The 23,618-nt window shown below is 74.0% G+C and carries 22 protein-coding genes; 21 read left to right on the top strand and 1 reads right to left on the bottom strand.

All coding sequences use genetic code 11. The annotated features are described in order from the left end of the window. Positions 1-2: 2 nt before the first annotated feature. The 4 genes from ACIQUQ_RS10190 (at position 3) to fbaA (ending at position 4,236) form a co-directional block, all read left to right on the top strand. Entirely contained in the window at positions 3-860 is an 858-nt protein-coding gene (locus ACIQUQ_RS10190; protein ID WP_403973448.1) for an SRPBCC domain-containing protein, read from the top strand. 730 nt (positions 861-1,590) lie between these two features. Then, positions 1,591-2,376 (top strand): aldose 1-epimerase, encoded by a 786-nt coding sequence (locus ACIQUQ_RS10185; protein WP_403973445.1) that lies wholly within the window; start codon positions 1,591-1,593, stop codon positions 2,374-2,376. Positions 2,377-2,439: 63 nt separating this feature from the next. Continuing rightward, complete coding sequence (pyrE, locus tag ACIQUQ_RS10180; protein WP_399943528.1) at positions 2,440-2,979, top strand: orotate phosphoribosyltransferase; 540 nt, start codon at positions 2,440-2,442, stop codon at positions 2,977-2,979. Between the two features lie 234 nt (positions 2,980-3,213). Beyond that, positions 3,214-4,236, top strand: a complete 1,023-nt coding sequence (fbaA, locus tag ACIQUQ_RS10175; RefSeq protein WP_403973442.1) for a class II fructose-bisphosphate aldolase — start codon at positions 3,214-3,216, stop codon at positions 4,234-4,236. A 221-nt stretch (positions 4,237-4,457) separates the two neighbouring features. Here fbaA and ACIQUQ_RS10170 read toward each other — a convergent pair whose 3' ends face one another. Continuing rightward, a complete protein-coding gene (locus ACIQUQ_RS10170) occupies positions 4,458-5,447 on the bottom strand; it encodes a ScbA/BarX family gamma-butyrolactone biosynthesis protein (RefSeq protein WP_403973439.1) in 990 nt (329 codons plus the stop codon). A 388-nt stretch (positions 5,448-5,835) separates the two neighbouring features. Here ACIQUQ_RS10170 and ACIQUQ_RS10165 point away from each other — a divergent pair, with 388 nt between their 5' ends. The 17 genes from ACIQUQ_RS10165 to ACIQUQ_RS10085 all read left to right on the top strand — a co-directional run bounded on the left by ACIQUQ_RS10165 (position 5,836) and on the right by ACIQUQ_RS10085 (position 23,606). Continuing rightward, the gene (locus ACIQUQ_RS10165) at positions 5,836-6,549 is read left to right on the top strand and encodes an HAD family hydrolase (protein WP_403973437.1); all 714 of its coding nucleotides are present in this window, start codon (positions 5,836-5,838) and stop codon (positions 6,547-6,549) included. A 52-nt stretch (positions 6,550-6,601) separates the two neighbouring features. Continuing rightward, positions 6,602-7,369: a glucose 1-dehydrogenase gene (locus tag ACIQUQ_RS10160; protein WP_403973434.1), complete on the top strand. Its 768-nt coding sequence runs from the start codon at positions 6,602-6,604 to the stop codon at positions 7,367-7,369. Positions 7,370-7,532: 163 nt separating this feature from the next. Next, on the top strand, positions 7,533-8,297 hold the full coding sequence (locus ACIQUQ_RS10155) for a ScbR family autoregulator-binding transcription factor (protein ID WP_403973432.1): 765 nt from the start codon (positions 7,533-7,535) through the stop codon (positions 8,295-8,297). 211 nt (positions 8,298-8,508) lie between these two features. Next, entirely contained in the window at positions 8,509-9,303 is a 795-nt protein-coding gene (locus ACIQUQ_RS10150) for a BTAD domain-containing putative transcriptional regulator (RefSeq protein WP_403973430.1), read from the top strand. 966 nt (positions 9,304-10,269) lie between these two features. After that, positions 10,270-11,883 carry a carboxylesterase family protein gene (locus tag ACIQUQ_RS10145; protein WP_403973428.1) on the top strand — a complete coding sequence of 538 codons (1,614 nt, stop codon included), beginning with the start codon at positions 10,270-10,272 and terminating at the stop codon, positions 11,881-11,883. Between the two features lie 92 nt (positions 11,884-11,975). Then, complete coding sequence (locus ACIQUQ_RS10140) at positions 11,976-13,157, top strand: 3-deoxy-7-phosphoheptulonate synthase (protein ID WP_403973426.1); 1,182 nt, start codon at positions 11,976-11,978, stop codon at positions 13,155-13,157. Positions 13,158-13,243: 86 nt separating this feature from the next. Next, positions 13,244-14,140, top strand: coding sequence for an SDR family NAD(P)-dependent oxidoreductase (locus ACIQUQ_RS10135; protein WP_403973424.1), 897 nt, complete (start codon positions 13,244-13,246; stop codon positions 14,138-14,140). Positions 14,141-14,336: 196 nt separating this feature from the next. Continuing rightward, positions 14,337-14,960: an isochorismatase family protein gene (locus tag ACIQUQ_RS10130; RefSeq protein ID WP_399947225.1), complete on the top strand. Its 624-nt coding sequence runs from the start codon at positions 14,337-14,339 to the stop codon at positions 14,958-14,960. Continuing rightward, positions 14,957-16,870, top strand: coding sequence for an anthranilate synthase family protein (locus ACIQUQ_RS10125; protein WP_403973422.1), 1,914 nt, complete (start codon positions 14,957-14,959; stop codon positions 16,868-16,870). The genes ACIQUQ_RS10130 and ACIQUQ_RS10125 overlap by 4 nt, the downstream gene beginning before the upstream one ends. Continuing rightward, complete coding sequence (locus tag ACIQUQ_RS10120; protein WP_403664515.1) at positions 16,867-17,193, top strand: hypothetical protein; 327 nt, start codon at positions 16,867-16,869, stop codon at positions 17,191-17,193. The genes ACIQUQ_RS10125 and ACIQUQ_RS10120 overlap by 4 nt, the downstream gene beginning before the upstream one ends. After that, positions 17,190-18,149 (top strand): aspartyl/asparaginyl beta-hydroxylase domain-containing protein, encoded by a 960-nt coding sequence (locus ACIQUQ_RS10115; protein ID WP_403973419.1) that lies wholly within the window; start codon positions 17,190-17,192, stop codon positions 18,147-18,149. The genes ACIQUQ_RS10120 and ACIQUQ_RS10115 overlap by 4 nt, the downstream gene beginning before the upstream one ends. A gap of 164 nt (positions 18,150-18,313) precedes the next feature. After that, a complete protein-coding gene (locus ACIQUQ_RS10110) occupies positions 18,314-19,408 on the top strand; it encodes a thiamine pyrophosphate-dependent enzyme (RefSeq protein WP_403973851.1) in 1,095 nt (364 codons plus the stop codon). Then, entirely contained in the window at positions 19,405-20,439 is a 1,035-nt protein-coding gene (locus ACIQUQ_RS10105) for an alpha-ketoacid dehydrogenase subunit beta (RefSeq protein WP_403973417.1), read from the top strand. Before ACIQUQ_RS10110 ends, ACIQUQ_RS10105 begins: the two co-directional genes overlap by 4 nt. Beyond that, a complete protein-coding gene (locus tag ACIQUQ_RS10100) occupies positions 20,436-21,977 on the top strand; it encodes a dihydrolipoamide acetyltransferase family protein (protein ID WP_403973414.1) in 1,542 nt (513 codons plus the stop codon). Before ACIQUQ_RS10105 ends, ACIQUQ_RS10100 begins: the two co-directional genes overlap by 4 nt. A 74-nt stretch (positions 21,978-22,051) precedes the next feature. After that, positions 22,052-22,648, top strand: a complete 597-nt coding sequence (locus ACIQUQ_RS10095) for a TetR/AcrR family transcriptional regulator (protein ID WP_403973411.1) — start codon at positions 22,052-22,054, stop codon at positions 22,646-22,648. A gap of 30 nt (positions 22,649-22,678) precedes the next feature. Beyond that, the gene (locus tag ACIQUQ_RS10090) at positions 22,679-23,020 is read left to right on the top strand and encodes a chorismate mutase (protein WP_403973409.1); all 342 of its coding nucleotides are present in this window, start codon (positions 22,679-22,681) and stop codon (positions 23,018-23,020) included. A gap of 136 nt (positions 23,021-23,156) precedes the next feature. Then, a complete protein-coding gene (locus ACIQUQ_RS10085; RefSeq protein WP_403973406.1) occupies positions 23,157-23,606 on the top strand; it encodes a transketolase-like TK C-terminal-containing protein in 450 nt (149 codons plus the stop codon). Positions 23,607-23,618: the final 12 nt, after the last annotated feature.

The raw sequence follows: 23,618 nt of genomic DNA, 5'->3' as shown, positions 1-23,618 counted from the left end.
TCATGGAGCATCAGGTGTTCGTACCGGTGGCCGTGGACGACCTCCGAGCCGTGCTGCGGGATCCCGCGCGGGTGGCGGGCTGCGTGCCCGGGCTCCAGCGGGACGCGGGGGATGCGGTGGCCGCCCCTGACGCCGTGGGCGATGCGGGTGGCGGTGCGGGGGGCGGTGCCGGTGGCGGGTCGTTCGGCGGGCGGCTCAAGGTCCGGGTCGGGAACAGCACCGTGACGTACCGGGGCGTGGTCTCCGTGGTCGAGGCGGGTGACGCCGGGTTCGTGGTGGTGGCCGAGGGCGAGGAGGTACGCGGCTCCGGCTCGGTGTCGGTCACCCTGCGGGTGGCGCTGCGGGCGGAGGGCGAGGGGACCTGGCTGGAGTTCGCCGGGGACGCGGAGGTGGCCGGGAGGGCCGCCGAGTTCGCGCCGGAGGCCGCCGACGCGGCGGTGCGCAGGCTGCTGGACCGGGTGGGTTCGGCTCTTGGGGACGAGGCGGCCGTGGCGCCGGGCGGGGCGGAGCCGGAGTCGGAGCGGGAGCCGGAGCGGGAGCCGGGTGCGGGGGCTGCCGGGTCGGCCTCGGTGTTCGAGACGGAGGTGCCGCCGCCGTCGCTCGATCCGGCGCTGGATCCCTTCCTGGAGGACGACTTCGGCACGCGGGTGCCGGCCGAGGCGGCCCATGCGCGGCGCACGATGATCGGGCGCAGTGCGGAGGAGGTCGACCATGCGCCGCCGCGCGGGCGGTACGCGCCGGTTCCGGCCCCGGAGGCGGGGGGAGCGGGCGGGGCGCTGCGGTGGGTTGCGCCGGCCGCTGCGCTGGCGCTGGCGGGTGCGGTCGTGGTGGCGCGGTCGCTTCGGCGCCGGCGCCTCTGACCTCCCGGTCCGGGCCTGCTGCCGCTGTGCCCCGGTCCCGCCCTTCTCCCGTTCACCGTGGCTCCGCCCCGGACCCCGGCCCCGTGCAGGCCGCCCCGCCGACCCGCTGAAACGTGCCCCGGTCCCACCCTTCTCCCGTTCACCGGGGCTGCGCCCCGGACCCGCTCGGGGCTGCGCCCCGGACCCGCTCGGGGCTGCGCCCCGGACCCGCTCGGGGCTGCGCCCCGGACCCGCTCGGGGCTGCGCCCCGGACCCGCACGGGGCCGCGCCCCGGACCCCGGCCCGGACCCTGGCCCCGTGCGGGCCGCGCCGCCGACCCGCTGAAACGTGCCCCGGTCCCGCCCTTCTCCCGTTCACCGGGGCTGCGGCCCGGACCCGCACGGGCTGCGGCCCTGGGCCCGCTCGGGGCTGTGCCCCGGTCCCGGACGGGCTGTGTCCCGGACCCCCCGGGGCTGCGCCCCGGGCCCCTGCGGGGCGTGGCCCGCACCCGCTCCGGGCCGTGCGCCGGATCCCCTGTGGGGCGTGCCCGGGACCCGCTCGGGCTGTGCCTCGAGCGGGTCCCGGGCCCGCGGGGGCGTGTCCCGGGCTTTGGTGGGGGTGTGCTCCGGGGCCGTCCGTTCCGGCAGGGGTGTTTCCGGGCCTCAGGGGCGGCCGTGTGGTGGGGCTTTGTGCGGGTCAGGGATCGGGCGCGGTGGGGGAGGAATCGGGGCGGCGGTCGTAGGGTCGGGGCATGACTGAAGTGACCGAACTGAGCGCCGGTGGCGTGGATCTGGTTGTCGATCAGGGGAACGGGTGCCGGATCGCGAGTCTGCGGGTCGACGGGACCGAGTTGCTGCGGCAGGGCGAGCGGTACGGGGCGTTTCCGATGGTGCCCTGGTGCGGGCGGATCAGGGACGGGCGGTTCCGGGACGGGGCCGCCGAGCACCGGATGCCGCTGAACGCACCCCCGCACGCCATCCACGGCTTCGCCCGCGACGCCGCCTGGCGGGTGGCCTCGGCGGAGAAGGCGTCGGCGGCGTTCACGTACGACCTGGCCGACCCCTGGCCGTACAGCGGGCGGGTGACGCAGCGCGTGGAGCTGGCCGAGGACTCGCTGACCCTCGCGCTCGGCGTGGAGACGTACCAGGACTCCTTCCCGGCGCAGGCCGGCTGGCACCCCTGGTTCCTGCGGAACATCGGCGGCGAGGACGCGCGGGTGGAGTTCGACGCGGCCTGGCAGGAGGAGCGCGGGGACGACCACCTGCCCACCGGGCGGCGGATCGATCCGCGGCCGGGGCCCTGGGACGACTGCTTCGGGATGCCCGAGGGCGTCCGGGTCACGCTGACCTGGCCCGGGCAGCTGGAGCTGACGGTGCGGAGCCGGGCCGAATGGGTGGTGGTGTACGACGAGCAGGCCGAGGCCGTGTGCGTGGAGCCGCAGTCGGGCCCGCCGAACGGGCTCAACACGCTGCCCCGGCTCGTGACGCCCGTCGATCCGCTGGAGATCGAGACCGTGTGGTCCTGGCGGCGTCTCTAGCGGCGGTTCAGGACGGGATCGGCGCGGGACCGGGGCGGGAAGACAGGGCCTAAGCTCAAAGGCATGAGTGACGTACGTGGTGAGCTGCTCCAGCAGATCAAGGACAAGGCCGTCGTGCACGGCAAGGTCATCCTCTCTTCCGGCCGCGAGGCCGACTGGTACATCGACCTGCGCCGGGTGACCCTGGACGGCCAGGCGGCGCCGATGGTCGGGCAGGTCATGCTCGACCTCACCGCCGACCTCGACTTCGACTGCGTCGGCGGCCTCACCCTCGGCGCCGACCCGGTCGCGACCTCGATGCTGCACGCCTCCGCCGCGCGCGGTCAGCGCCTGGACGCCTTCGTGGTCCGCAAGGCCCAGAAGGCGCACGGCATGCAGCGCCGCATCGAGGGCACCGACGTCAAGGGCCGTCGCTGCCTGGTCGTCGAGGACACCTCCACCACCGGTGGCTCGCCGCTGACGGCGGTCGAGGCCGTGCGCGAGGCCGGCGGCGAGGTCGTCGCCGTGGCGACGATCGTGGACCGCGGCGCGGCCGGCGCCATCGCCGAGGCCGGGCTGCCGTACCTGACCGGGTACCAGCTCGACGAGCTGGGCCTGGCCTAGGAGCACCCTGCGTTGACGGGCGACAAGTCGTGACTTTCGTCCTTCGGCGCGGCTGACCTGCGGCTATATGGGCAAGGCGGAGTGTTTCACGTGAAACGCTCCGCCTTGTGTGCTTGTGGCACGGATACGCCGGGTGGACCGGGGCCGAGAGTCTGGAAAGATAGCCCCGACGATGACGTCGCCCCCAGGTCAGGGCCAACAGCACACCACCCGCACATCACAAGGAGCGGACAGATGCCCATCGCAACCCCCGAGGTCTACAACGAGATGCTCGACCGGGCGAAGGCAGGCAAGTTCGCCTACCCGGCCATCAACGTGACCTCGACCCAGACCCTGCACGCGGCCCTGCGTGGGTTCGCGGAGGCCGAGAGCGACGGCATCATCCAGATCTCCACCGGCGGTGCGGAGTTCCTGGGCGGCCAGTACAACAAGGACATGGTGACCGGCGCGGTCGCCCTGGCCGAGTTCGCGCACGTCGTCGCCGCGAAGTACGACATCACGGTCGCCCTGCACACCGACCACTGCCCGAAGGACAAGCTGGACGGCTACGTCCGCCCGCTGCTCGACATCTCCGCCGAGCGCGTCAAGGCCGGCCGCAACCCGCTGTTCCAGTCGCACATGTGGGACGGCTCCGCCGAGACCCTGGCCGACAACCTGGCCATCGGCCAGGAGCTGCTCGCCAAGGCCGCCGCCGCGAAGATCATCCTCGAGGTCGAGATCACCCCGACCGGCGGCGAGGAGGACGGCGTCAGCCACGAGATCAACGACGAGCTGTACACCACGGTCGAGGACGCGATCCGCACCGCCGAGGCCCTGGGCCTGGGCGAGAAGGGCCGCTACCTGCTGGCCGCGTCCTTCGGCAACGTGCACGGCGTCTACAAGCCGGGCAACGTGGTGCTCCGTCCCGAGCTGCTGAAGGACCTGCAGCAGGGCGTGGGCGAGAAGTACGGCAAGACCAGCCCGTTCGACTTCGTCTTCCACGGCGGCTCCGGTTCCTCCGAGCAGGAGATCGCCACCGCGCTGGAGAACGGCGTCGTGAAGATGAACCTCGACACCGACACCCAGTACGCCTTCACCCGCCCGGTCGCGGACCACATGTTCCGCAACTACGACGGTGTCCTGAAGGTCGACGGCGAGGTCGGCAAGAAGTCCACCTACGACCCGCGGACCTGGGGCAAGCTGGCCGAGGCGAGCATGGCCAAGCGCGTCACCGAGGCCTGCGCGAACCTGCGTTCCACGGGCACCAAGCTGAAGTAACGACCGGGGGCGCCGGCCGGGCGGCCGTCGGGCCGGCGGTTGTCCCCAGGTTGTGGAGGAAGGGGCCTTCCCGTCCGCGTATGCGGGTGGGGAGGCCCCTTCCGGCGTTCGGCGTCGTCCGATGCGTGTGGTTCCCGGCGCGTACGGGCCCGGACGTGCGAGGTCCCCCGGCAGGGACAGGGGATCCGTGCCCGGGGGTGTGGTGCGGGTGGTGCGTGCGGTCAGGACCAGAGGGCGAGGGGGACGGCCGGGCGGGCGGTGGTGACCACGGCCGTGAAGACCGTCTCGCCGTCCTGGGTGCCCGTGACGCGGACCAGGCGGCTGCCGTCGGGCCCCTGGCCGAGCCGCTCGGCGCCGATCAGGACCGGGCTGCCGAACTCGGCGTACCGGTGGTACGAACTGTCGACCGCGACCGGCAGCACCCCGCGCTCGGGCGAGAGCGCCACCGCGGCCTGCCGGGCCGCCTCCAGCAGCACCATGCCCGGCAGGTGGTCGCCGGGGTGGTCGAAGAGCACCGGGTGCCGGGTGTCGTAGCGGAGCTTCCAGGCGTCCGGGCGGCCGGTGGGGGAGAGCACCACGTCGAACGGCGACAGCCGGCCGACCTGCGAGGGGGCGACGGGGGCGGCGGGCAGGCCGGGGACGGGCTGCTGCGCCAGCTGCTCGGCGCGCAGCCTCCGGTAGACGGCGGGCGAGGTGCAGGTGTAGCCGGCGCCGCCGGTGGCGATGACCCGGCCGGAGTGGCGCACCACGACCTCGTACCGCAGGCCGGTGAGCTGCTTGCCGCGGCGGCGGACGTCGGGGCAGGTGACCTCCAGGTCGAGGGAGGCCGGCGCTCCGCCGATCACCAGGTCGTCGGCGACGGCCGTGTAGTCCAGGCCCCACATGAGGAACTGGTAGCCCTGCGGCACGTCGAACGCCGCGTGCGCGATGAGGGCGCCGACCTGACGGACCGTTTCGGCGACGAGCATCGGGTCGTAGTGGCTGCCGGCTATCGGGGTGAAGAAGCTGTGCCCGCGGGGCCACTGGGCCCGCACGTGGAAGCGGTCCTCGGAGAGGCGGCACCAGCCGGTCAGGAAGACCTCGGCGACGGCCGCCCGGTGGACGAGCTGTCGCGGGACCGTGGTCGTGAGCCCGTCGAGGTGCGACGGACACTCGCAGAGCACGGGGGTGGACGTGGTCGCGCGGTCGGTCGGTTCCAGGGTCGTGATCATGAGGTCCCTTGAGGTCTGGCCGAAAGTGACTTGAGCCCGCCGAAGGCAAAGTACGTACTTCCGGGTTTCTTTGACAGGCCCAGGATTACCCGATGATCATCCCCTCCGGGGGCCCCTAGTGACATGATTCACACGCCTCAAAACTGGCGTTTTCGCTGGTCAGACGGGAAAAGTGGCTGGTCAGCCGGGAGGAATTGATCGTTCCGGGATGATCGAAAAGTCCGGTCCAGGGGTGCCCCGCGGAACGTAATCGGGTATCTTTTGGGACCTGACAACATCCCTGCTGTCAGGTTTTTTTCGGGCGGATCCTCTGCATGCACATGGCGGTGGCCGCCCGGAAACCTTCTTGAACCCCACGCGATACCGGCTCCGCCGATTGGAGAACCCCGTGCACTCCGTGCAGCACATCCGTCCGCTGCGGCACCTGCGTCTCGCCGCCGTCAACATCGACGGCGTTCTCCTGAGCGACACCTTCAGCCCGGTGATCCACCACTTCGTCACCAGTCGAGGCGGCCACTACGACGCCGCCGTCGAGCGCGAGATCTTCTCGCAGCCCCGGCACATCGCCGCCCGCGCCGCCGCCGCGGCCGCCGGCCTGGACTGGACGCCGCAGCGGGTGCTGGAGGTCTACTTCGAGGAGCGCGCGGCGTACCTGGAGCGCAACCCGCTGCGGGTGCTGGAGGGTGCCGAGCAACTCCTGCACCGGCTGCGGGCGATGGGACTGCGCACGGTCTGCTACGGCGGCCTGTCCAAGGAGCACTTCGACCGCCACCTCGGCCACTACGCGCACCTCTTCGACGGCCCCCAGTACGTCTGCACCAACGACTTCCGCCCCGGGGTCCGCGAGATCGCGACCGACTACTTCGGGCTGGAGCCCTCCCGGACGGTCTTCATCGACGACGTCGCCCGCGTCTCCGACGCGGCCCGCGACCTGGGCGCCGCCTTCATCGGCCACCCGAGCACCTTCGAGTACGGCTTCCAGCGGCAGTTGATGCGCGAGGCCGGCGTCCGCCACGTCGTCGGTTCCCTCGCGGAGATCGACGAGCCGCTGCTGCGCGCTTTGGACGGAGAGGCCGCCAGCGGGCACGCTTGGGCCGCTTGATTTCCAGGACCACGTAGCAACAATCAATATTCGCCACCAAGGGGGCCCATCCATGTCCGAGAACCGACTGCTGGCAGGCAAGGTCGCACTGATCACCGGAGCGAGCAGCGGCATCGGAGCCGCCGCGGCCCGGGTCTTCGCGCGCGAGGGCGCGAAGGTCGTGCTGGCCGCCCGCCGCGAGGACCGGCTCAAGGAGATCGTCGACGAGCTGCGGGCGGGGGGTGCGGAGGCCACGTACGCCGTGACGGACGTGACCAGGCCCGACGACACCGCCGAGGCGGTCCAGCAGGCGGTCGCGACCTTCGGCCGGCTGGACGCGGCCTTCAACAACGCGGGCTGGGGCGTGGGGCGCAGCCCGCTGCACAAGATGGGCGACCAGCTCTACGACGAGATCATGGACGTCAACGTCCGCGGTATCTGGAACTGCCTGCGCGACGAGATCGCCGCCATGCTGGAGACCGGCGGCGGTGCCATCGTGAACACCAGCAGCGTCGGCGGCGTGGTCGCGACCCCGGTCGCCGCGCCCTACGTGGCGGCCAAGCACGCGGTGATCGGCCTGACGCGGGCCGCCGCCGCCGAGTACGCCGCACAGGGAATTCGAGTCAACGCGGTCGCGCCGGGAACCACGCGCACCGAGGTCGTGGAGCAGTGGTTCGCGGCCGTTCCGGGCATCGAGGAGCAGCTCCACGCCGCCACGCCGCAGCCGCGTACGGCCGAGCCGCGGGAGATAGCCGAGGCCGCCGCCTGGCTGTGCAGTGACCGGTCGTCTTTCGTCACCGGTGTGACCATGCCGGTGGACGGCGGCTTCACGATGGTGTGAAGCTGGTTCCTGAGGAACGTACCCGCGGGCATGTATTGCCGCGGGTGCCAGAAAACAGACTGGGAACACCGGAACACGACAGGACGGAACGCGCTCACCGTTCGCTGCAGAGGGGTTGTGCGGCGCTTTGAAAGATGGGGGGCAGGAGAGGGAAGAACAGCAGATGAGCAGGATGGAACGACCCATGGTCAAGCAGGACCGGGCGGTGCGCACGCGCCAGGCGATCCTGGAGGCGGCCGCCACGGTGTTCGAGGAGCGGGGCTACGACGCCGCGAAGCTCACCGACATCGTCAAGATCGCCCAGGTGACCAAGGGGGCGCTGTACTTCCACTTCGACTCCAAGGAAGACCTCGCGCAGGCGGTGATCGACGCGCAGGTGCACGTGGAGCCCACGCACACGCCGCAGGACTTCAAGGCGCAGGAGTTCGTCGACGTCGGGATGATCTTCTCGTACCGGCTCAAGCACGACATCCTCATGCGCGGCAGCGCGCGGCTGACCCTCGACCAGACCGGGCGCAGCCTGGCCCGCTCGGGTCCGTTCCACGGCTGGATCGACCTCAACTCCGGGATCCTCGCCGAGGCCAAGGAGCGCGGTGAGCTGCTCCCGCACGTGGACCCGGTCGCGACGGCCCGCCTGGTGGTCGGCGCGTACGCCGGCATCAACCTGATGTCGCAGACGCTCCAGGGCTCCGACCTGGACGAACAGGTCTCCACCCTCTACACGCTGCTGATGCCCAGCCTGGTGATCCCGGCCGTTGCCGTGCTGCTCGACACGCTGCCCGGGCGCGGTGGGCGGGCCTTGGGCGCGCTCGCGCCGGACCTGGGCGCGGCCGCCGACATCGCTCCCGAGGAGGAGGTGGCGGCCGACACCGAGGGGGACTGCCCCTCGTGTCGCACCGACGCCGCCCCCGGAGTTCCTGCCGCCTGACGTTCCTCCCTTCCCCGCCCCTTCCGGCGGCCCGGCCTCGCGCCGGGCCGCCGGTTTGCGTGAGGGCCCCGGCGGCCGCCGGGGGGCCGTGACGGGGATCGCATCCCCGTGGGCGCATCCTTGTAGCCCTGAAAAAAACTTCCGGGTATTATTTTTTTCGTGAGTGAGGCTCGCCGCCGACCGGGGCCTCGCCGTGCCCTGGGAGAGATCTGTGGACATTGACGTGCTCGGAGGGCTGGAGGTCCTCGAGAACGGTGTGCCCATCACGCCCGCCACGCCGCAGTCGCGGCAGGTGCTCGCCGTGCTGGCGGCCCACACCGACCAGGTGGTCCCGGTCGCGGTGCTCGCCGAGGAGCTGGAGGCGCACGCGCCGCCGGAGCACACCCGCGCCGTACTGCACAGCTGCGTACGGCAGTTGCGCGACCAGCTCGGCGCGGCCCTCGGCCGCGCGGAGGGCGCCGAGGCCCGCACCCCCGAGACCGTGCTGGTCTCGCTGCCGGGCGGCTACCTGCTCGACACCGGCTGGGGCCGCTCCGACCTGCACGAGTTCGAACGCGAGGCCGGCGCCGGCTACCGCGCGATGGCCCGCGGCGACTACGAGACCGCGGCCCGCCGGCTGCGCGGCGCGCTGCTCCTGTGGAAGGGGCCCGCCTTCGACGGCGTCACCGCCGGAGCCCGCCTCGGTGAACGCATCGCACAGCTGGAGGCCACCCGGCTGTCCGTACTGGAGCAGTGGGTGGAGGCCGAACTGGCCCTGGGACGTCACCAGGAGCTGCGCGCCGAACTCTCCGGGCTGATCGCCTCGTACCAGGGCCGCGAGGCGGGCAGCGCCCCGTACCTGTCGGCCCTGCGGCGCTCCGGGCGGCGGGCGGAGTCGCTGGACACCTACCGGTCGCTGGCCGACGCGCTGCGCGCGGACGTGGGCCGCAACGGCGCGGCAGCGGCCCGCGCGGTCCGGCGGGCACTGCTCCTGGGGACGCAGCCGGCGGCGGGGCAGGTGGCCTGAGGGGTTCTGGGGTGGGTGCGGGCCGTTCTCGGGTGGGTGCGGGCCGTTCCTGACTGGGGTGCGGGCCGTGCCCGGCCTGGCGGCCGGGGCCGTGGCCAACGGTGGGCCCGTGGACATGTCTTCTGGATTGCGCCTCCCCGAAGCGAGCCAAGCCCGCCCGGCAGTGCGCCTACAGGCCTTCATGCGCCCCGGCCTCCTACCTCCTGTAACCAGCCCAGGCGGTCAGAGAAGCGTGGTTGCTGTTCGTGGGTGGCTGATGGAGGCTCCCGTGCGCCGGTGATCGCCCGCACCTTTCGCGTGGGCGCACCTTCTGTGGCTGAGGTCCGAGACGGCAGCAACCATCGAGATCCGGTAGTCGTGAACACCAGCCATAGAAGGTGCGCCCAAGCGAAACCGTGAGGCGGTATCCGGTGCACGGGAGCCTCCATCAGCCCACCAGCCAGCTCAGCCACGCTTCTCTGAACGCATGAGCCGGCTACAGAAGGTAGGACCGGGAAGCGCATGAAGGCCTGTAGGCGCACTGCCGGTTGAAGCAGTGGGCATGCCGGGAGGCGCAATCCAGAGGACATGTCCACGGGCTCACAGTTGCTGCGGATCGTCGGCCGCCAGGCCGGGGAAACGGTCTTCGCCCGACCGGCAGCCGCGGCCGGAACCGGCCCCCCGCCTGACCGCCGACACGACGTCCCCGAACATCAACTCCCCACGTCAGAAGCCCAATAGGGCACTGGAACCCCGCCCCACAGGACCTGACGCACTGTGACGGCACTTGACGGAAAGCGGATCACTGCGTTGGGCGGCTCCTGGGCCAGCCGACACGATCGACAGGACCCGCCACCGGCTCGCCACGAGCCTCCCTGATCCGTCGAGGAGTGAGTTCCGGCATGACCACGGCCGCCGTCTTCTGCTGCTCGGCCACCTGTGTTCCCGTACCCCCCGGCCGCCTCCCGTCCCGCCGGGAGGTGTGAGGTGGACGTCACCCGCGCCCAGGCCCCGGCCGTGCTGTCCGCTCAGGCGGGCGTCCCGCTGGCGCCGCCCGTCGCCCGGACCACCGCCGGTTACGTGAAGGGCGAGCGCACGGGCGGGGTGATCGCCTTCCGCGGCATTCCGTACGCCGCCCCGCCCGTGGGCCCGCTGCGGTTCGCGTCGCCCCGTCCGCCGGCCGCCTGGAGCGGCGTACGGGATGCCCGTGAGGCGGCAGGAACGTTTCTTCAGCCGGATGGGGCCGGGTCCGAGGATGCCCTGTACGCCAACGTCTGGACCCCCTCGACCCACCAGACCACCGCCCGCCCCGTCCTCGTCCACGTGCACGGCGGCTCCTGGAGCTCCGGCGGCGCGGCCGGCGTCGACGGCGCCCGGCTGGCCGAGCGCGGCGACGTCGTGGTCGTGACCTTCGGCCACCGCCTCGGCGTCTTCGGCTTCGGCCTGCACGAGGAGCTCGCCGACCCGGAAACCGGCTCGTACGCGAACTGGGGCCTCCAGGACCAGGTCGCCGCCCTGCGCTGGACCCACGACAACGCCGCCGCGTTCGGCGGCGACCCCGGCAACATCACCCTCGTCGGCGCCGAGGCCGGCGGTGCGAGCGTGCACCAGCTGGCCCTGCTGCCGGTGACGCGCCCGCTGATCCGCCGCATCGTCCCCGTCAGTCCCGCGCACGTACGGGCCCCCGGCCTCTCACTCACCGCAGAGGACGCCCGCACCGTGTACGACACCCTCGCCGCCCGGTTCGGCACCACCGTGCCCGGCCTGCGCGAGGTGCCGGCTGCCGAACTCAACGCCGCCTGGCACCGGCTGTTCTCCGTACGCCCCGAGGAGCGCCTCGTGCGCAGCGGCCGCCACTACCGCGGGCCGGTGCTCGACGGAGTCTGGCTGCGCGCGTACGACCACGAGCAGCCGCCCCCGGAACTGCCCGTGCTCTCGGTGTACGCCGCTCCCGGCCGCCGGACGGCCGGTCCTGGGCCGGCGGACGAAGCCGAACTGCGCACCTGGATCACGGATTTGCTGCGCCAGGCCGACCCGGCCGCCGACCGTACGGCGGCGGACGAGGTGCTGCGCGCCTACCGCGAGGCGGCCCTCGCCGAGGGCCGGACCGCCGACCTCCCGTCCCTGTGGGCCGCGATCCGCGAGGACGCCCACTTCCGCCACCCGGTGCTGAGCATGGCCGACCGCCATGCGCGGGCCGGCCGCTGGCCGCAGTACGTGATGGAGCTCGCCCTCCCTGCGGCCGCCGACCCGGGGGACCCCGCACAGCCGGCGGCCGCCCGCCCGGGCGCCGCCCACGAGGCCGCCGTGGCCCTCCTCTTCGGCACCCACGGGCCGGCGGGACGCCCCGCCGGCACCGCCGACGGACGGCCGGACCGGGAGGTGACGGAGGCCGGCGAGGTCTTCGCCGACCTGGTGGTCTCCTTCGCGCGCACCGGAGTGCCGCGCGCTCCGCGTGTTCCGGACTGGCCGGCCCTCTCCCCCGGCCGGCCACGCGCGCTGGTCCTCGGCGGTGCTTCCGTCGCCGGGACCGGCGCGCTCCCTCCGCAGGGGCAGCTGCGCTTCTGGGACGACACGGGACGGGTGCCCGGCCGCGCCTGACCGCCCCGCCACCCCACACCCAGGCGCGTGCCGACGACGACGCGCGCCGAGTCACTCGTACCTCGGAACGATCTACGCACCAGGAGACACCCGTGGACAACACCCTGCTCGACATCGGCCTCAAGACGGCCCTCCAACAGCCCGAATGGGAAGACCACGCGCAGGTCGAGCTCGTCCGCCAGGAGCTGGCCGCCCACACCCCGCTGGTCCGCGCCCAGGACGTGCGCACCCTGCGCGAGGCGCTCGCGCGGGTCGCCCTCGGCGAGGCCAAGCTGGTCCAGGCGGGGGACTGCGCCGAGGACCCCGACGAGAGCACCGCCCGCGACGTGCACCGCAAGGCCGCGGTGCTCGACCTGGTCGCCGGCGCTCTCAAGATGATCACCCACAGGCCGGTGGTCAGGATCGGCCGCCTCGCCGGCCAGTTCGCCAAGCCCCGCTCCAACCCCACGGAGATCATCGACGGCGTCGAACTGCCGGTGTACCGAGGGCACCTGGTCAACGGCCCCGAGCCGGACCCGGCCTCGCGCCGCCCCGACCCGCTGCGCATGCTCACCGGCTACATGGCCGCCTGCGAGATCAACAAGCACCTCGGCTGGTACGCGGACCGCCGCGACGGCAACGACGTGCTGCTGGAGCCGCCGGTGTGGACGAGCCACGAGGCGCTGCTCCTCGACTACGAGCTGCCGCAGGTCCGCCAGGACGGGGAGGGCGGCCACTACCTGGCCTCCACGCACTTCCCGTGGATCGGCGAGCGCACCCGTCAGCTCGACGGCGCGCACGTGGCGCTGCTGTCGCAGGTCGAGAACCCGGTGGCCTGCAAGGTCGGCCCCTCGATGAGCCCCGAGGACGTGGTCACGCTCTGCGGGATCCTCGACCCGCGGCGCGAGCCGGGCCGGCTCACCCTGATCGCCCGCATGGGCGCGGACGCGGCCGCCGACAAGCTGCCCCCGCTGGTGGAGGCGGTTCGGCGGGCCGGGCACCCGGTGATCTGGCTGACCGACCCGATGCACGGCAACACCGTCTCGACGCCCGGCGGCTACAAGACGCGGTACCTGGAGACCGTCGAACGCGAGGTACGGGCCTTCCAGTTCGCCGTCGAGTCGGCCGGCGGCGTCGCCGGCGGCCTGCACCTGGAGACGACGCCCGACGACGTCACGGAGTGCGTGGTCAACGCGTCCGCCGCCGACCGGGTGGGCGATGCGTACACGAGCTTCTGCGATCCGCGGCTCAACCCGTCGCAGGCCATCTCGGTGGTCACCGCCTGGCAGAAGTGACGCGGCCGCGGCGGTGTCCGGCCGGCCGCGGTGACAACGCGGCCGCTGAGATGGGGCGGCCCCGCGATTTCCTTGGAGGGGAAAGCATGTTGGACAAGGTCGCCGTCGTCACGGGCGCGGCGGGGGGCATCGGACGGGCCGTCGTCCGCGCGCTGGCGCGGCGCGGGGCGCTGATCGCCGCCGTGGACCGGGACGCGGACACGCTGCGCACGGCCGTCGAGGAGCTCAACGAGGAGCTCCGCGTGGAGTGCGCCGCGGCCCGCGCCGCCGAGGCCGCCCACCTCGCCGAGGTGCGGGAGGCGGTGCGGATCGGGTCGGACGGCCAGTACGTGCCGGAGGCGCCGGCCGCCGAGTACAAGGGGCCGCGCATCTACGCGTTCGCCGCGGACGTCGCGTCCAGCGCGGCCGTGGACGAGCTGACGGAGCGCGTGGAGAACGAACTGGGTCCGATCGAGTACCTGGTGAACTCGGCGGGCGTGCTGCGGCTGGGCAAGGTCACGGACTACAGCGACGAGGACTGGCAGACGACCTTCCGGGTGAACGCGGACGGTGTCTTCCACCTGTCCCGCGCGGTGACCCGGCGGATGCTCACCCGGCACCGGGGCGCGCTGGTCACGGTCGCCTCCAACGCGGCCGCGACGCCGCGCGCCGACATGGCCGCGTACGCCGCGTCCAAGGCGGCCGCGGCGATGTTCACCAAGTCGCTGGGCCTGGAGGTCGCCCGGCACGGGATCCGCTGCAACATCGTCGCCCCCGGCTCCACGGACACGCCGATGTTGCGGTCGATGTGGCCCGACGAGTCGGCGGCGCGCGGCACGCTGGAGGGCAATCCCGAGGCCTTCCGCGTCGGCATCCCGCTGGGCCGGATCGCCCAGCCGGACAACGTGGCCGACGCCGTCGCCTTCCTGCTGTCCGACGAGGCGGAGCAGATCACCCTGCACGTCATGACCGTCGACGGCGGGGCCTCGCTCGGGGCCGCCTGACCGGGTCCGCCCAGTACCGGGGCACGCCCCGCCGGTGGAGCCGGCCCTGTCCCGAGGGCCGGCCCCGCCCCGGGTGCCCGCCCCGCGCCGGGGCCGGCCCCCTGCCCCGGCCGGCCCCGCCCGGGCCCGTGCGGCCCTGTCCCGAGTGCCGCACGGGCCCGTCCCTTCGCACCACTCCAGCCACGAGAGGACCGACATGGCCGGGATCCCGCCCATCACCTCCTACCCGCTGCCCACCGCCGGCGAGCTGCCCGGGAACACCGCCGACTGGACGGTGGACCCGGACCGCGCCGTGCTGCTCGTGCACGACATGCAGCGCTACTTCCTCAAGCCCCTCCCCGGCGACCTGCGCGAGTCGCTGGTCCACAACGCCGTGCAGGTACGGGAGTTCGCCGCCCGGCACGGCATCCCGACGTACTACACCGCCCAGCCCGGCAGCATGAGCGAGGCCGACCGCGGCCTGCTGAAGGACTTCTGGGGGCCCGGCATGCGGGCCGACCCGGCCGACCGGGAGATCGTGGAGCCGCTCGCGCCGCGCGACGGCGACACCGTGCTCACCAAGTGGCGCTACAGCGCCTTCTTCCGCACGGACCTGCTCGACCGCATCAGGTCGGCCGGCCGCGACCAGCTGATCATCGTCGGCGTCTACGCGCACGTGGGGATCCTCGCCAGCGCCGTCGAGGCCTTCACCCACGACATCCAGCCGTTCCTCGTCGCGGACGCGATCGCCGACTTCTCGGCCGAGGACCACTGGATGACCGTCCGGTACGCGGCTTCGCGCTGTGCGGTGGTCACGACAGCCAAGGAGGTCACCGCATGACGGCCCAGGACCGGACCACCGGCCGCGACACCACCGACGACCTGCTCCGCCGGATCCTCGGCGAGCGCCCGCCCGCCTTCGCCGTGCTGCACCGCCCGGAGACGAACGGCAGCCGGCTGGAGGTCCTCACCGGCGACGTGACCGCGTCCGAGACGCTGGCCGGCGTCCCCCTCGACCCGGCCGCCGGGCCCGGCCCCGAGGTGCTCACCCTCATCCCGTACCGCCAGCTCGCCGAGCGCGGCTTCCACGCGCCCGACGACGGCGCCCCGCTGCTCTCGCTGCGCGTCACCGGCCGCCAGGTCCTGCCGGTGTCCAGTGCGCTGGAGCGGCTGCCGGACATCCCGCTGGGCGTGTCCGAGGGCGGCTTCGACGTGGACGACGAGGCGTACGCCGACACCGTCCGCCGGATCATCGAGGACGAGATCGGCCGCGGCGAGGGCGCGAACTTCGTCATCCGCCGCTCCTTCGTCGCCGACATCTCCGACTACTCCCCGCGCCACGCCCTCGCCTTCTACCGGCGGCTGCTGCGCATGGAGTCCGGCGCCTACTGGACCTTCATCGTCCACACCGGCGAGCGCACCCTCGTCGGCGCCAGCCCCGAGCGGCACGTCAGCCTGCACGACGGCACCGCCGTGATGAACCCGATCAGCGGCACCTACCGCTACCCGCCGCAGGGGCCCGAGCTGTCCGGGCTGCTGGACTTCCTCGCCGACCGCAAGGAGGCCGACGAGCTGTACATGGTGGTCGACGAGGAACTGAAGATGATGGCCCGCATCTGCGACGCGGGCGGCATCGTCACCGGACCCCACCTCAAGGAGATGGCCCGCCTCGCGCACACCGAGTACTTCATCAGCGGACGCACCGACCGCGACCCGCGCGAGATCCTGCACCAGACCCTCTTCGCGCCCACCGTCACCGGCAGCCCGCTGGAGAGCGCGGCGCGCGTCATCGCCCGGTACGAGCCCGAGGGCCGCGGCTACTACAGCGGCGTCCTCGCGCTCATCGGCCGCGACGAGCAGGGCGCCCGCACCATGGACTCGGCCATCCTGATCCGCACCGCGGAGATCGACCGCACCGGGCAGGTCCGCATCGGCGTCGGCGCCACCCTGGTGCGCCACTCCGACCCGCAGGGCGAGGTGGCGGAGACCCGCGCCAAGGCGTCCTCGCTGCTCGGCGCCCTCAAGGACACCGGCCCCTCGTCCTTCGCCCGGCACCCCGAGGTGCTGTCCGCGCTGGCCGTCCGCAACGAGACGGTGGCCCGCTTCTGGTTCGACGACGCCGACGAGCGGCTCACCGCCCACCCCGACCCGGCCCTGGCCGGCAAGCGGATCCTGGTGGTCGACGCAGAGGACACCTTCACCTCGATGATCGAGCAGCAGCTCCGCTCGCTCGGGACGCGGGTGACCGTACGCCGCTTCGACGAGCCGTACGACGTGACCGCGTACGACCTCGTGGTGATGGGGCCCGGGCCCGGCGACCCGCGCGAGACCGGGCACCCGAAGATCGCCCACCTGCGCGGCACGGTCCGGCGGCTGCTCGACGAGCGGCGGCCCTTCTTCGCGGTCTGCCTGAGCCACCAGGTGCTCAGCACCCTCCTCGGCTTCGACCTGGTCCGCCGGGACACCCCGAACCAGGGCGTCCAGAAGCCGGTGGAGCTGTTCGGCGCCGACGAACTCGTCGGCTTCTACAACACGTTCGCCGCCCGCTCCGCCGAGGACAAGGCGGAGGTCGAGGGCGTCGGCGTCGTCGAGATCAGCCGGGACCGGGAGACCGGAGAGGTGCACGCGCTGCGCGGACCGCACTTCGCGTCCGTGCAGTTCCACGCCGAATCACTGCTCACCCGCAACGGGCCCCGGATCGTCGGCGGCCTGGTGCGGGAACTGCTCGCGGGAGAGGGGAAGACCGAGTGAAGGCCGTCATCGCCTGGTGGGACCTGGAGGGCACCGGCCACACGCCCGAGTCGCTGCGGGAGTTCCTGCGCGACGAGGCCGTGGACCGCTGGGCCGGCTACGAGGGCCTGCTGCTGAAGGTGTGGATCAGCGACGAGGAGCGCGGCCGTTGGGGCGCCGTGCAGCTGTGGGAGTCGGCGGAGGCCCTCGGGCAGCCGCTGTCCACCCGTGCCGCCGAGATCATCGGCAAGATGCCGGACGAGCGGATGGTCTTCGACGTGGAGGCCACCACCGAGGGCGTGCACACGCTGACGTCGCTGGCCCGGCTCGGGACCGCGCTGTGAGCACGGAGGTGCTCGCCGGGGCGGCCGTGGTGCCCATGCCCGCGGCCGCCGCCCGGCTGAGCACCTCCTTCAACGCCGGCTGGCTCGCCGCCGAGCTGCGCGGCGTACGGCCGCCCGCCGACGACTGGCGTTGCCTGGTGCTGCGTTCGCCGGGCGGGCCGGGCGACTGGACCGATGCGCCGCTGCTGGACCGCTTCCCGCACGTCCGGTACATCCTCGACACCTTCCCGGCACCGGTGTTCGGGGCGCGCTTCATGTGCCGCCGGCCCGGCACCGGGGCGGCGGGGCGGATCGAGGCCGCCCAGGGGCTGCGCTGGGGCACGGCCCGGCTGCACGTCCCCGTGCAGACCAACACCGAGACGGCGCTGGTGCTGGACGGGGAGGTGCACCGGTGGGCGCCGGGGGACCTGTGGTTCGGGGACTTCACCCGGACCCACCAGGTGCTGAACCACGGCAAGGACCACTGCGTGCACCTGGCGCTCGACGTGCCGGTGACGGAGCGGCTGGTGCGCGCCTTCCCGGTGGCCTGGCGGGAGTTCCTCCTCCGCGGCGACGTGCTGGTCAACCGGCCGCCGCGGCCGCTGGCGCCGGGCGAGGCCGCGGCGCTGGCCGGGGAGCTGAGCGTGCCCGCCGGCTTCCTGGTGCGGGAGGACGAGGACCCGTTCCGGGCGGGACAGGCGCGTACCACCGTGACGCTGGAGCCGGCCGACGACCGGGCGGAGCGGCTCTGGCTGCGCACCGGGGGCGGGCGGGTGCTGCCGCTGACGCACCTGGGCGGCGCCGAGTTCCGGTTCGCCGGGCGGAGCGAGGAGCGGACGCTGCGGGTGCGGCGGGCGGGCGGCTCGTACGGGGCCGTGCTGTACGCGCGGACCGGGCGCGGTACGGCCGAGCTGGCCGTACCCGGAGTGACCAAGGGATCCACAGACCCACGAGGGCAGGAAGAAGGGAAGTCGTGAGCACCGTCGAACAGACGCGTTCCGCCGTGGGAGCAGGGGCCGGGGCGGGGGCGGGGGCCGAGACGAAGCGCCGGCCCGCCGCCACCACGCGGGGCAGGCGGCCCCGGCCGGCCGCGGCCGGGAGTGCGGCGGGGACGACCGGAGCGGGGAGCGCCACGGCCGCCGTGCCGGGGCCCGGGCGGCATCCGCTGCTGCCCGGCGAGCGGCCCGTACGGTTCATCGAGGCCGACGGCACCCTGACGGACGGGGCGGCGGACCGGCTGCCCGACGGGGCGCGGCTGCTGGCCGCGTACCGGGCGATGGTCGTCGGCCGGCGCTTCGACCAGCAGGCCACCGCCCTGGCCAAGCAGGGCCAGCTCGCGGTGTACCCGTCCGCGCACGGGCAGGAGGCCTGCCAGATCGCGGCCGCCCTCGCGCTGCGGGAGGACGACTGGCTGTTCCCGACGTACCGCGACTGCGTGGCCGTCGCCGCCCGCGGGGTGGACCCGGTCGAGACGCTCACGCTGATGCGCGGTGACTGGCACTGCGGTTACGACCCGGTGCGCTGGCGTACGGCGCCGCAGGCCACCCCGCTGGCCACGCAGGCCCCCCACGCGGTGGGCGTCGGGCACGCGGCGCGGCTGCGCGGCGAGCCGACGGTGGCGCTGGTGCTGATCGGTGACGGCGCGACGAGCGAGGGCGACTTCCACGAGGCGCTGAACTTCGCCGCGGTCTTCCGGTCCCCGGTCGTCTTCCTGATCCAGAACAACGGGTTCGCGATCTCCGTGCCGCTGGAGAAGCAGAGCGCCGCGCCTTCGCTGGCGTACAAGGGCATCGGGTACGGGATCCCGTCCGAGCAGGTCGACGGGAACGACGCGGCAGCGCTGCTGGCCGTGCTGGACCGGGCGGTGGCGCGGGCGCGTGCGGGGGAGGGGCCGACGCTGGTCGAGGCCCACACGTACCGCATGGGCCCTCACTCCAGCGCCGACGACCCGTCCCGCTACCGGGACCCGGCCGTCACCGAGAGCTGGGTGGCCCGGGACCCGCTGGCGCGGCTGGAGGCGTACCTGCGCGGGGCCGGGCTGCTGTCCGACGCGGAGGCCGCCGACGCGGCGCGCGTCGCGGAGGAGCGGGCCGCGGACCTGCGGGAGCGGCTGGTCCGCTCGGCGCCGCCGGAGGCGGGCGAGCTGTTCCGGCACGTGCGCAGCGGCGGGTCGGCCCGACTGACGGAACAGGCGGCCCTGCTGGCCGCCGAGATGACGCTGGAGGAGGGCCGATGAGCACGCCGACGCTTGCCGTGGCGGATGCCGTGGCCGGGCCGGCTGCGGCTGCCGAGCGGGTCACGATGGCGGGCGCCCTGAACCGGGCGCTGGCCGACGCGATGGCCGAGGACCCGTCGGTCGTGGTGCTGGGCGAGGACGTGGGCCCGCTGGGCGGCGTCTTCCGGATCACGGACGGGCTGCAGGCGCGGTTCGGCGAGGAGCGGTGCTTCGACACGCCGCTGGCCGAGTCCGGGATCATCGGCATGGCGGTCGGGATGGCGATGAACGGCTTCCGGCCGGTCGCCGAGATGCAGTTCGACGCCTTCGCGCTGCCGGCCTTCGAGCAGGTGGTTGGCCACGTGGCGAAGATGCGGAACCGGACGCGGGGGCGGCTGAACCTGCCGATGGTGATCCGCATCCCGTACGCGGGCGGCATCGGGGGTGTGGAGCACCACAGCGACTCGTCGGAGTCGTACTACGCGCACACCGCCGGCCTGACGGTGGTGGCCCCGGCGACCGTCGCGGACGCCTACAGCCTGCTGCGGGAGGCCGTCGAGCTGCCCGACCCGGTCGTGTTCCTGGAGCCCAAGCGGCTGTACTGGGCGAAGGAGCCGGTGGCGCTGCCGGCGCGGACCGAGCCGGTCGGCCGGGCGGTGGTCCGGCGGGCGGGCACGGACGCGACGCTGGTGGCGTACGGGCCTTCGGTGCCGGTCGCGCTGGAGGCGGCCGAGGCCGCGGCGGCGGAGGGCCGCTCGCTGGAGGTGGTCGACGTACGGTCCCTCGTGCCGTTCGACGAGGCGACGGTGGCCGCTTCGGTGCGGCGCACCGGGCGGGCCGTGGTGATCGCGGAATCCTCGGGCTTCGCGAGCGTGGCGTCCGAGATCGCCGCCCGCATCGGAGAGCAGTGCTTCCACGCGCTGCACGCGCCCGTGCGGCGGGTCACCGGCTTCGACATCCCGTACCCGCCGCCGAAGCTGGAACGGCACCACCTGCCCGGGGTGGACCGGATCCTGGACACCGTCGACGAACTCCAGTGGGAGAGCGCATGAGCACCGCCCCGGACAACGCCCTGGCCACGACGGACTTCCTGCTCCCCGACCTGGGGGAGGGCCTCACCGAGGCGGAGGTGGTCCGCTGGCTGGTCGCCGAGGGCGACGCCGTCGCCGTCGACCAGCCGGTGGTGGAGGTGGAGACCGCCAAGGCCACGGTGGAGGTGCCGTCCCCGTACGCGGGCCGCGTCGCCACCCTGCACGCGGCCGAGGGCGCGGTGGTGGAGGTCGGCCGCCCGCTGATCTCGTTCGCGCCGGATGCAGGGGCAGCGGGTGATGCGGATGCCGCCGACGCGGCGGAGCCGGAGGGCTCGGGCCGCGTCCTGATCGGCTACGGCACCCAGCCGTCCGGCGCAGGCCGCCGTCGCCCGCCGCGACGCTCCCTCGCAGGTGCGGGTGCGGGTGCGGGTGCGGGGGTGGGGGTGGCGGCTGCCGGTCCTGATGCGGGCGGGGGTGCTGCCGCGCCGCCTTCCCCGGCTGCTCCGGCTGCCCGGGCCGTGCTCGTCGTGTCGCCCGTCGTGCGGGCGCTGGCCGCCCGGCACGGGCTGGACCTGGCGGGCGTGACCGGGTCGGGTGCGGGTGGAGTGATCACCCGTCAGGACGTCGACGCGGCGCTCGCCGAGCGCGACCTGCGCCGCGCCGCGGAGCAGGCCCGTACTGAGGCTGCGACGACGGCCGCAGCCCACGCGGGTGCGATGGGTGCCGTGGCGCCCGCCGCGGCCCCTCGCACGGCTTCGGGAGCGGACTCCGGGGCGCACGCCGCGCACGGCGCGAGCCGGCCCGCCGCGGGCCGGCCTGCCTCCGGCGCGGCCGTCGGCGCTCTGCCCGGCACCGGCACCGGCACCGGCACCGGCACCGGCTCGGACGGGGTCGAGCGGGTGCCGCTCAAGGGGGTACGGGGGGCCATCGCCCGGAAGTTGGTGCAGGCCGCCGCCGTGCCCACGGCCACCGTGTGGGTGGACGTCGACGCCACCGAGCTGCTCGCGCTGCGGGCCCGCCAGGACGCGGACGGCCCCGGGCTGCTGGCGCTGCTGGCGCGGTTCACCGTCGCCGGTCTGCGCCGGTACCCCGAGCTCAACGCCACCGTGCGCGACGACGAGATCCTGCGCCACCGCGACGTACACCTCGGCGTCGCCGCCCAGACCGACGCCGGACTGCTCGTACCCGTGGTCCGCGGCGCCGACCGGAAGTCGGCCCGCACCCTGCACGCCGAGGTGTCCGCCCTGATCGGCCGCGCCCGCGAGGGCGGGCTGTCCCCGGCCGAGCTGACCGGCGGCACCTTCACGCTCAACAACTTCGGCGTCTTCGGGGTCGACGGCAGCTCCATGCTGCTCAACGCCCCCGAGGCGGGGATCCTCGGCGTCGGCCGGATCGTCGAGCGGCCCTGGTCGGTCGGCGGTCAGGTCCTCTCCCGGAAGACCACGCAGCTCTCCCTCGTCTTCGACCACCGCGTGTGCGACGGCGGCGCGGCCGGCGGCTTCCTGCGGTTCGTCGCCGACTGCATCGAGGACCCGGTCCGGGCCCTGGCCGACCTGTGACGGCGGTCCGCACGGCCCCACCGGCCCCACCGGCCGCAGCGGGCCCGCTGGCCGCACCGGCCCCATCGGCCGCAGTGGCCGCAGCGCCCGGGCGAGCCGGCCGCCCGCCCACCCGGCGGACCCCGCACTCCCGCCACACCCTGCTCGCCGAGGCGGTCCGCCTCTTCAACGAGAAGGGCTTCGCCGGCGCCAGCATGGGCGTGCTCGCCGCACGCCTCGGCATCACCAAGTCCACCCTCTACCACCACGTGAGCGGCAAGGAGGAACTGCTGGAGATGGCCCTGGACCGGGCCGGCCGGCACCTCCTGTCCGCACTCCGCCCGTCGGAGGACGCCCACCCGGCGTTCGTCCGGCTCGAACGGTTCGTGCGGTCCGTGCCCGACCGGCCGGCCCGCGAACTCCCCTTCGTCCAGTTGCTGCTGGGACCCGACGGACGGTCCGTCACCGGCGCGCGCGCCGACCTCGAGCGGCGGGTCGCCGAGCTGATCCGCGACTGCGCCCGCGAGGGCTCCGTACGGCAGGACCTGCCGCCGGACCTGTGCGCCGGGCTGCTGCTCGACACCCTCGGCGCGGCCGTCGCCCGCCACACCGGCCGGGGCGCCGTCCCCACCCGCGTGGTCGCGGCCCTCGCCCTCGGCGGGCTCCGCGCGCCCGCGCCCGCAGCCGTCTGATCGTTCGTCCCGATCACCAAGGGAGTTCCCATGTCCACCCTGTCCCTCGACACCGCGCTCGGCGCACCCCTCGGCCTGGCCTTCGACCCGGCCACCGGGGTGCGCGCCGAGGCGCACAACGCGACCGAGGCCGTGGAGGCCGTACTGGCCCACCGGGCCGCCATCGACGAGGCGGACCGCTGCCTGATCGAGCTGATCAAGGAGCGGTGCCGGCTGTCCGGCGAGGTCCAGAAGGCCCGCATCTCCTCCGGCGGGCCGCGGGTCGTGCGCGGCCGCGAGCAGCACATCGTCGGCTCCTACGAGGCCGAGTTCGGCGTCGTGGGCCAGGAGTTCGCCCGGCTGCTGCTCGAACTCGGCCGTGGCCGGCTCTAGTGCCGCCCCCGTCAGGTCCCGGCGGCAGGTCCCGGCGGCGGTCCCGCCGCCGGGACCTGACGTACCGGGGCACCGACCTGACGAGCGGGCCCCGGAGCCGTTGGAGGGGCCCGGCCCCCTGGCCCACGATGACCGCATGATCGACGAAGCGCGTGGCGGATACGTCCTCGCTGAGGCGGAGGCCTGCGGCGGTGAGCCGCAGACGGTACTCATCGCCGCCGTCGGCGAGACGGCCGTGGCCCTGGAGGCCCGGGACATCCTCGAACGGGACGGCATCGGCACCCGCGTGGTGTGCCTGCCGCGTCCCGAACGGTTCGCTGCCCAGGACCGCGCCTACCGCGACCGGGTCCTGGCCCCGCACGTGACCGCCCGGGTCTCCGTGGCGGCCGGGGCGGCACTCGGCTGGTACGCGATGGTCGGCGGGGCGGGGGACGCGGTCGGCCTCGAACGCTTCGGCGCCGACGGCCCGTTCCGCCGCCTTTACGGCCAGTACGGGCTCACCGCCGACCGCGTCGCGGCCGCCGCCCGCCACTCGCTCGCCCGGAGCCGCGCCCGCAGCCGTGCCCGCAGTCCACGCGCCCGCTGAGACCCAGGAGTC

It is taken from the genome of Streptomyces sp. NPDC101118, from assembly GCF_044759445.1.
In the GTDB taxonomy this organism is placed as follows: Bacteria; Actinomycetota; Actinomycetes; order Streptomycetales; family Streptomycetaceae; genus Streptomyces.
Note: the sequence above shows the minus strand (reverse complement) of the source record. Positions and strands in the feature narration are given on the sequence as shown.

Excerpts from the sequence above, each read along its gene's own strand:
- ACIQUQ_RS10190 (WP_403973448.1), top strand. The coding sequence starts at position 3 with ATGGAGCATCAGGTGTTCGTACCGGTGGCCGTGGACGACCTCCGAGCC.
- ACIQUQ_RS10185 (WP_403973445.1), top strand. The coding sequence starts at position 1,591 with ATGACTGAAGTGACCGAACTGAGCGCCGGTGGCGTGGATCTGGTTGTC.
- pyrE (WP_399943528.1), top strand. The coding sequence starts at position 2,440 with ATGAGTGACGTACGTGGTGAGCTGCTCCAGCAGATCAAGGACAAGGCC.
- fbaA (WP_403973442.1), top strand. The coding sequence starts at position 3,214 with ATGCCCATCGCAACCCCCGAGGTCTACAACGAGATGCTCGACCGGGCG.
- ACIQUQ_RS10170 (WP_403973439.1), bottom strand. The coding sequence starts at position 5,447 with ATGATCACGACCCTGGAACCGACCGACCGCGCGACCACGTCCACCCCC.
- ACIQUQ_RS10160 (WP_403973434.1), top strand. The coding sequence starts at position 6,602 with ATGTCCGAGAACCGACTGCTGGCAGGCAAGGTCGCACTGATCACCGGA.
- ACIQUQ_RS10155 (WP_403973432.1), top strand. The coding sequence starts at position 7,533 with ATGAGCAGGATGGAACGACCCATGGTCAAGCAGGACCGGGCGGTGCGC.
- ACIQUQ_RS10135 (WP_403973424.1), top strand. The coding sequence starts at position 13,244 with ATGTTGGACAAGGTCGCCGTCGTCACGGGCGCGGCGGGGGGCATCGGA.
- ACIQUQ_RS10130 (WP_399947225.1), top strand. The coding sequence starts at position 14,337 with ATGGCCGGGATCCCGCCCATCACCTCCTACCCGCTGCCCACCGCCGGC.
- ACIQUQ_RS10125 (WP_403973422.1), top strand. The coding sequence starts at position 14,957 with ATGACGGCCCAGGACCGGACCACCGGCCGCGACACCACCGACGACCTG.
- ACIQUQ_RS10105 (WP_403973417.1), top strand. The coding sequence starts at position 19,405 with ATGAGCACGCCGACGCTTGCCGTGGCGGATGCCGTGGCCGGGCCGGCT.
- ACIQUQ_RS10100 (WP_403973414.1), top strand. The coding sequence starts at position 20,436 with ATGAGCACCGCCCCGGACAACGCCCTGGCCACGACGGACTTCCTGCTC.
- ACIQUQ_RS10090 (WP_403973409.1), top strand. The coding sequence starts at position 22,679 with ATGTCCACCCTGTCCCTCGACACCGCGCTCGGCGCACCCCTCGGCCTG.
- ACIQUQ_RS10085 (WP_403973406.1), top strand. The coding sequence starts at position 23,157 with ATGATCGACGAAGCGCGTGGCGGATACGTCCTCGCTGAGGCGGAGGCC.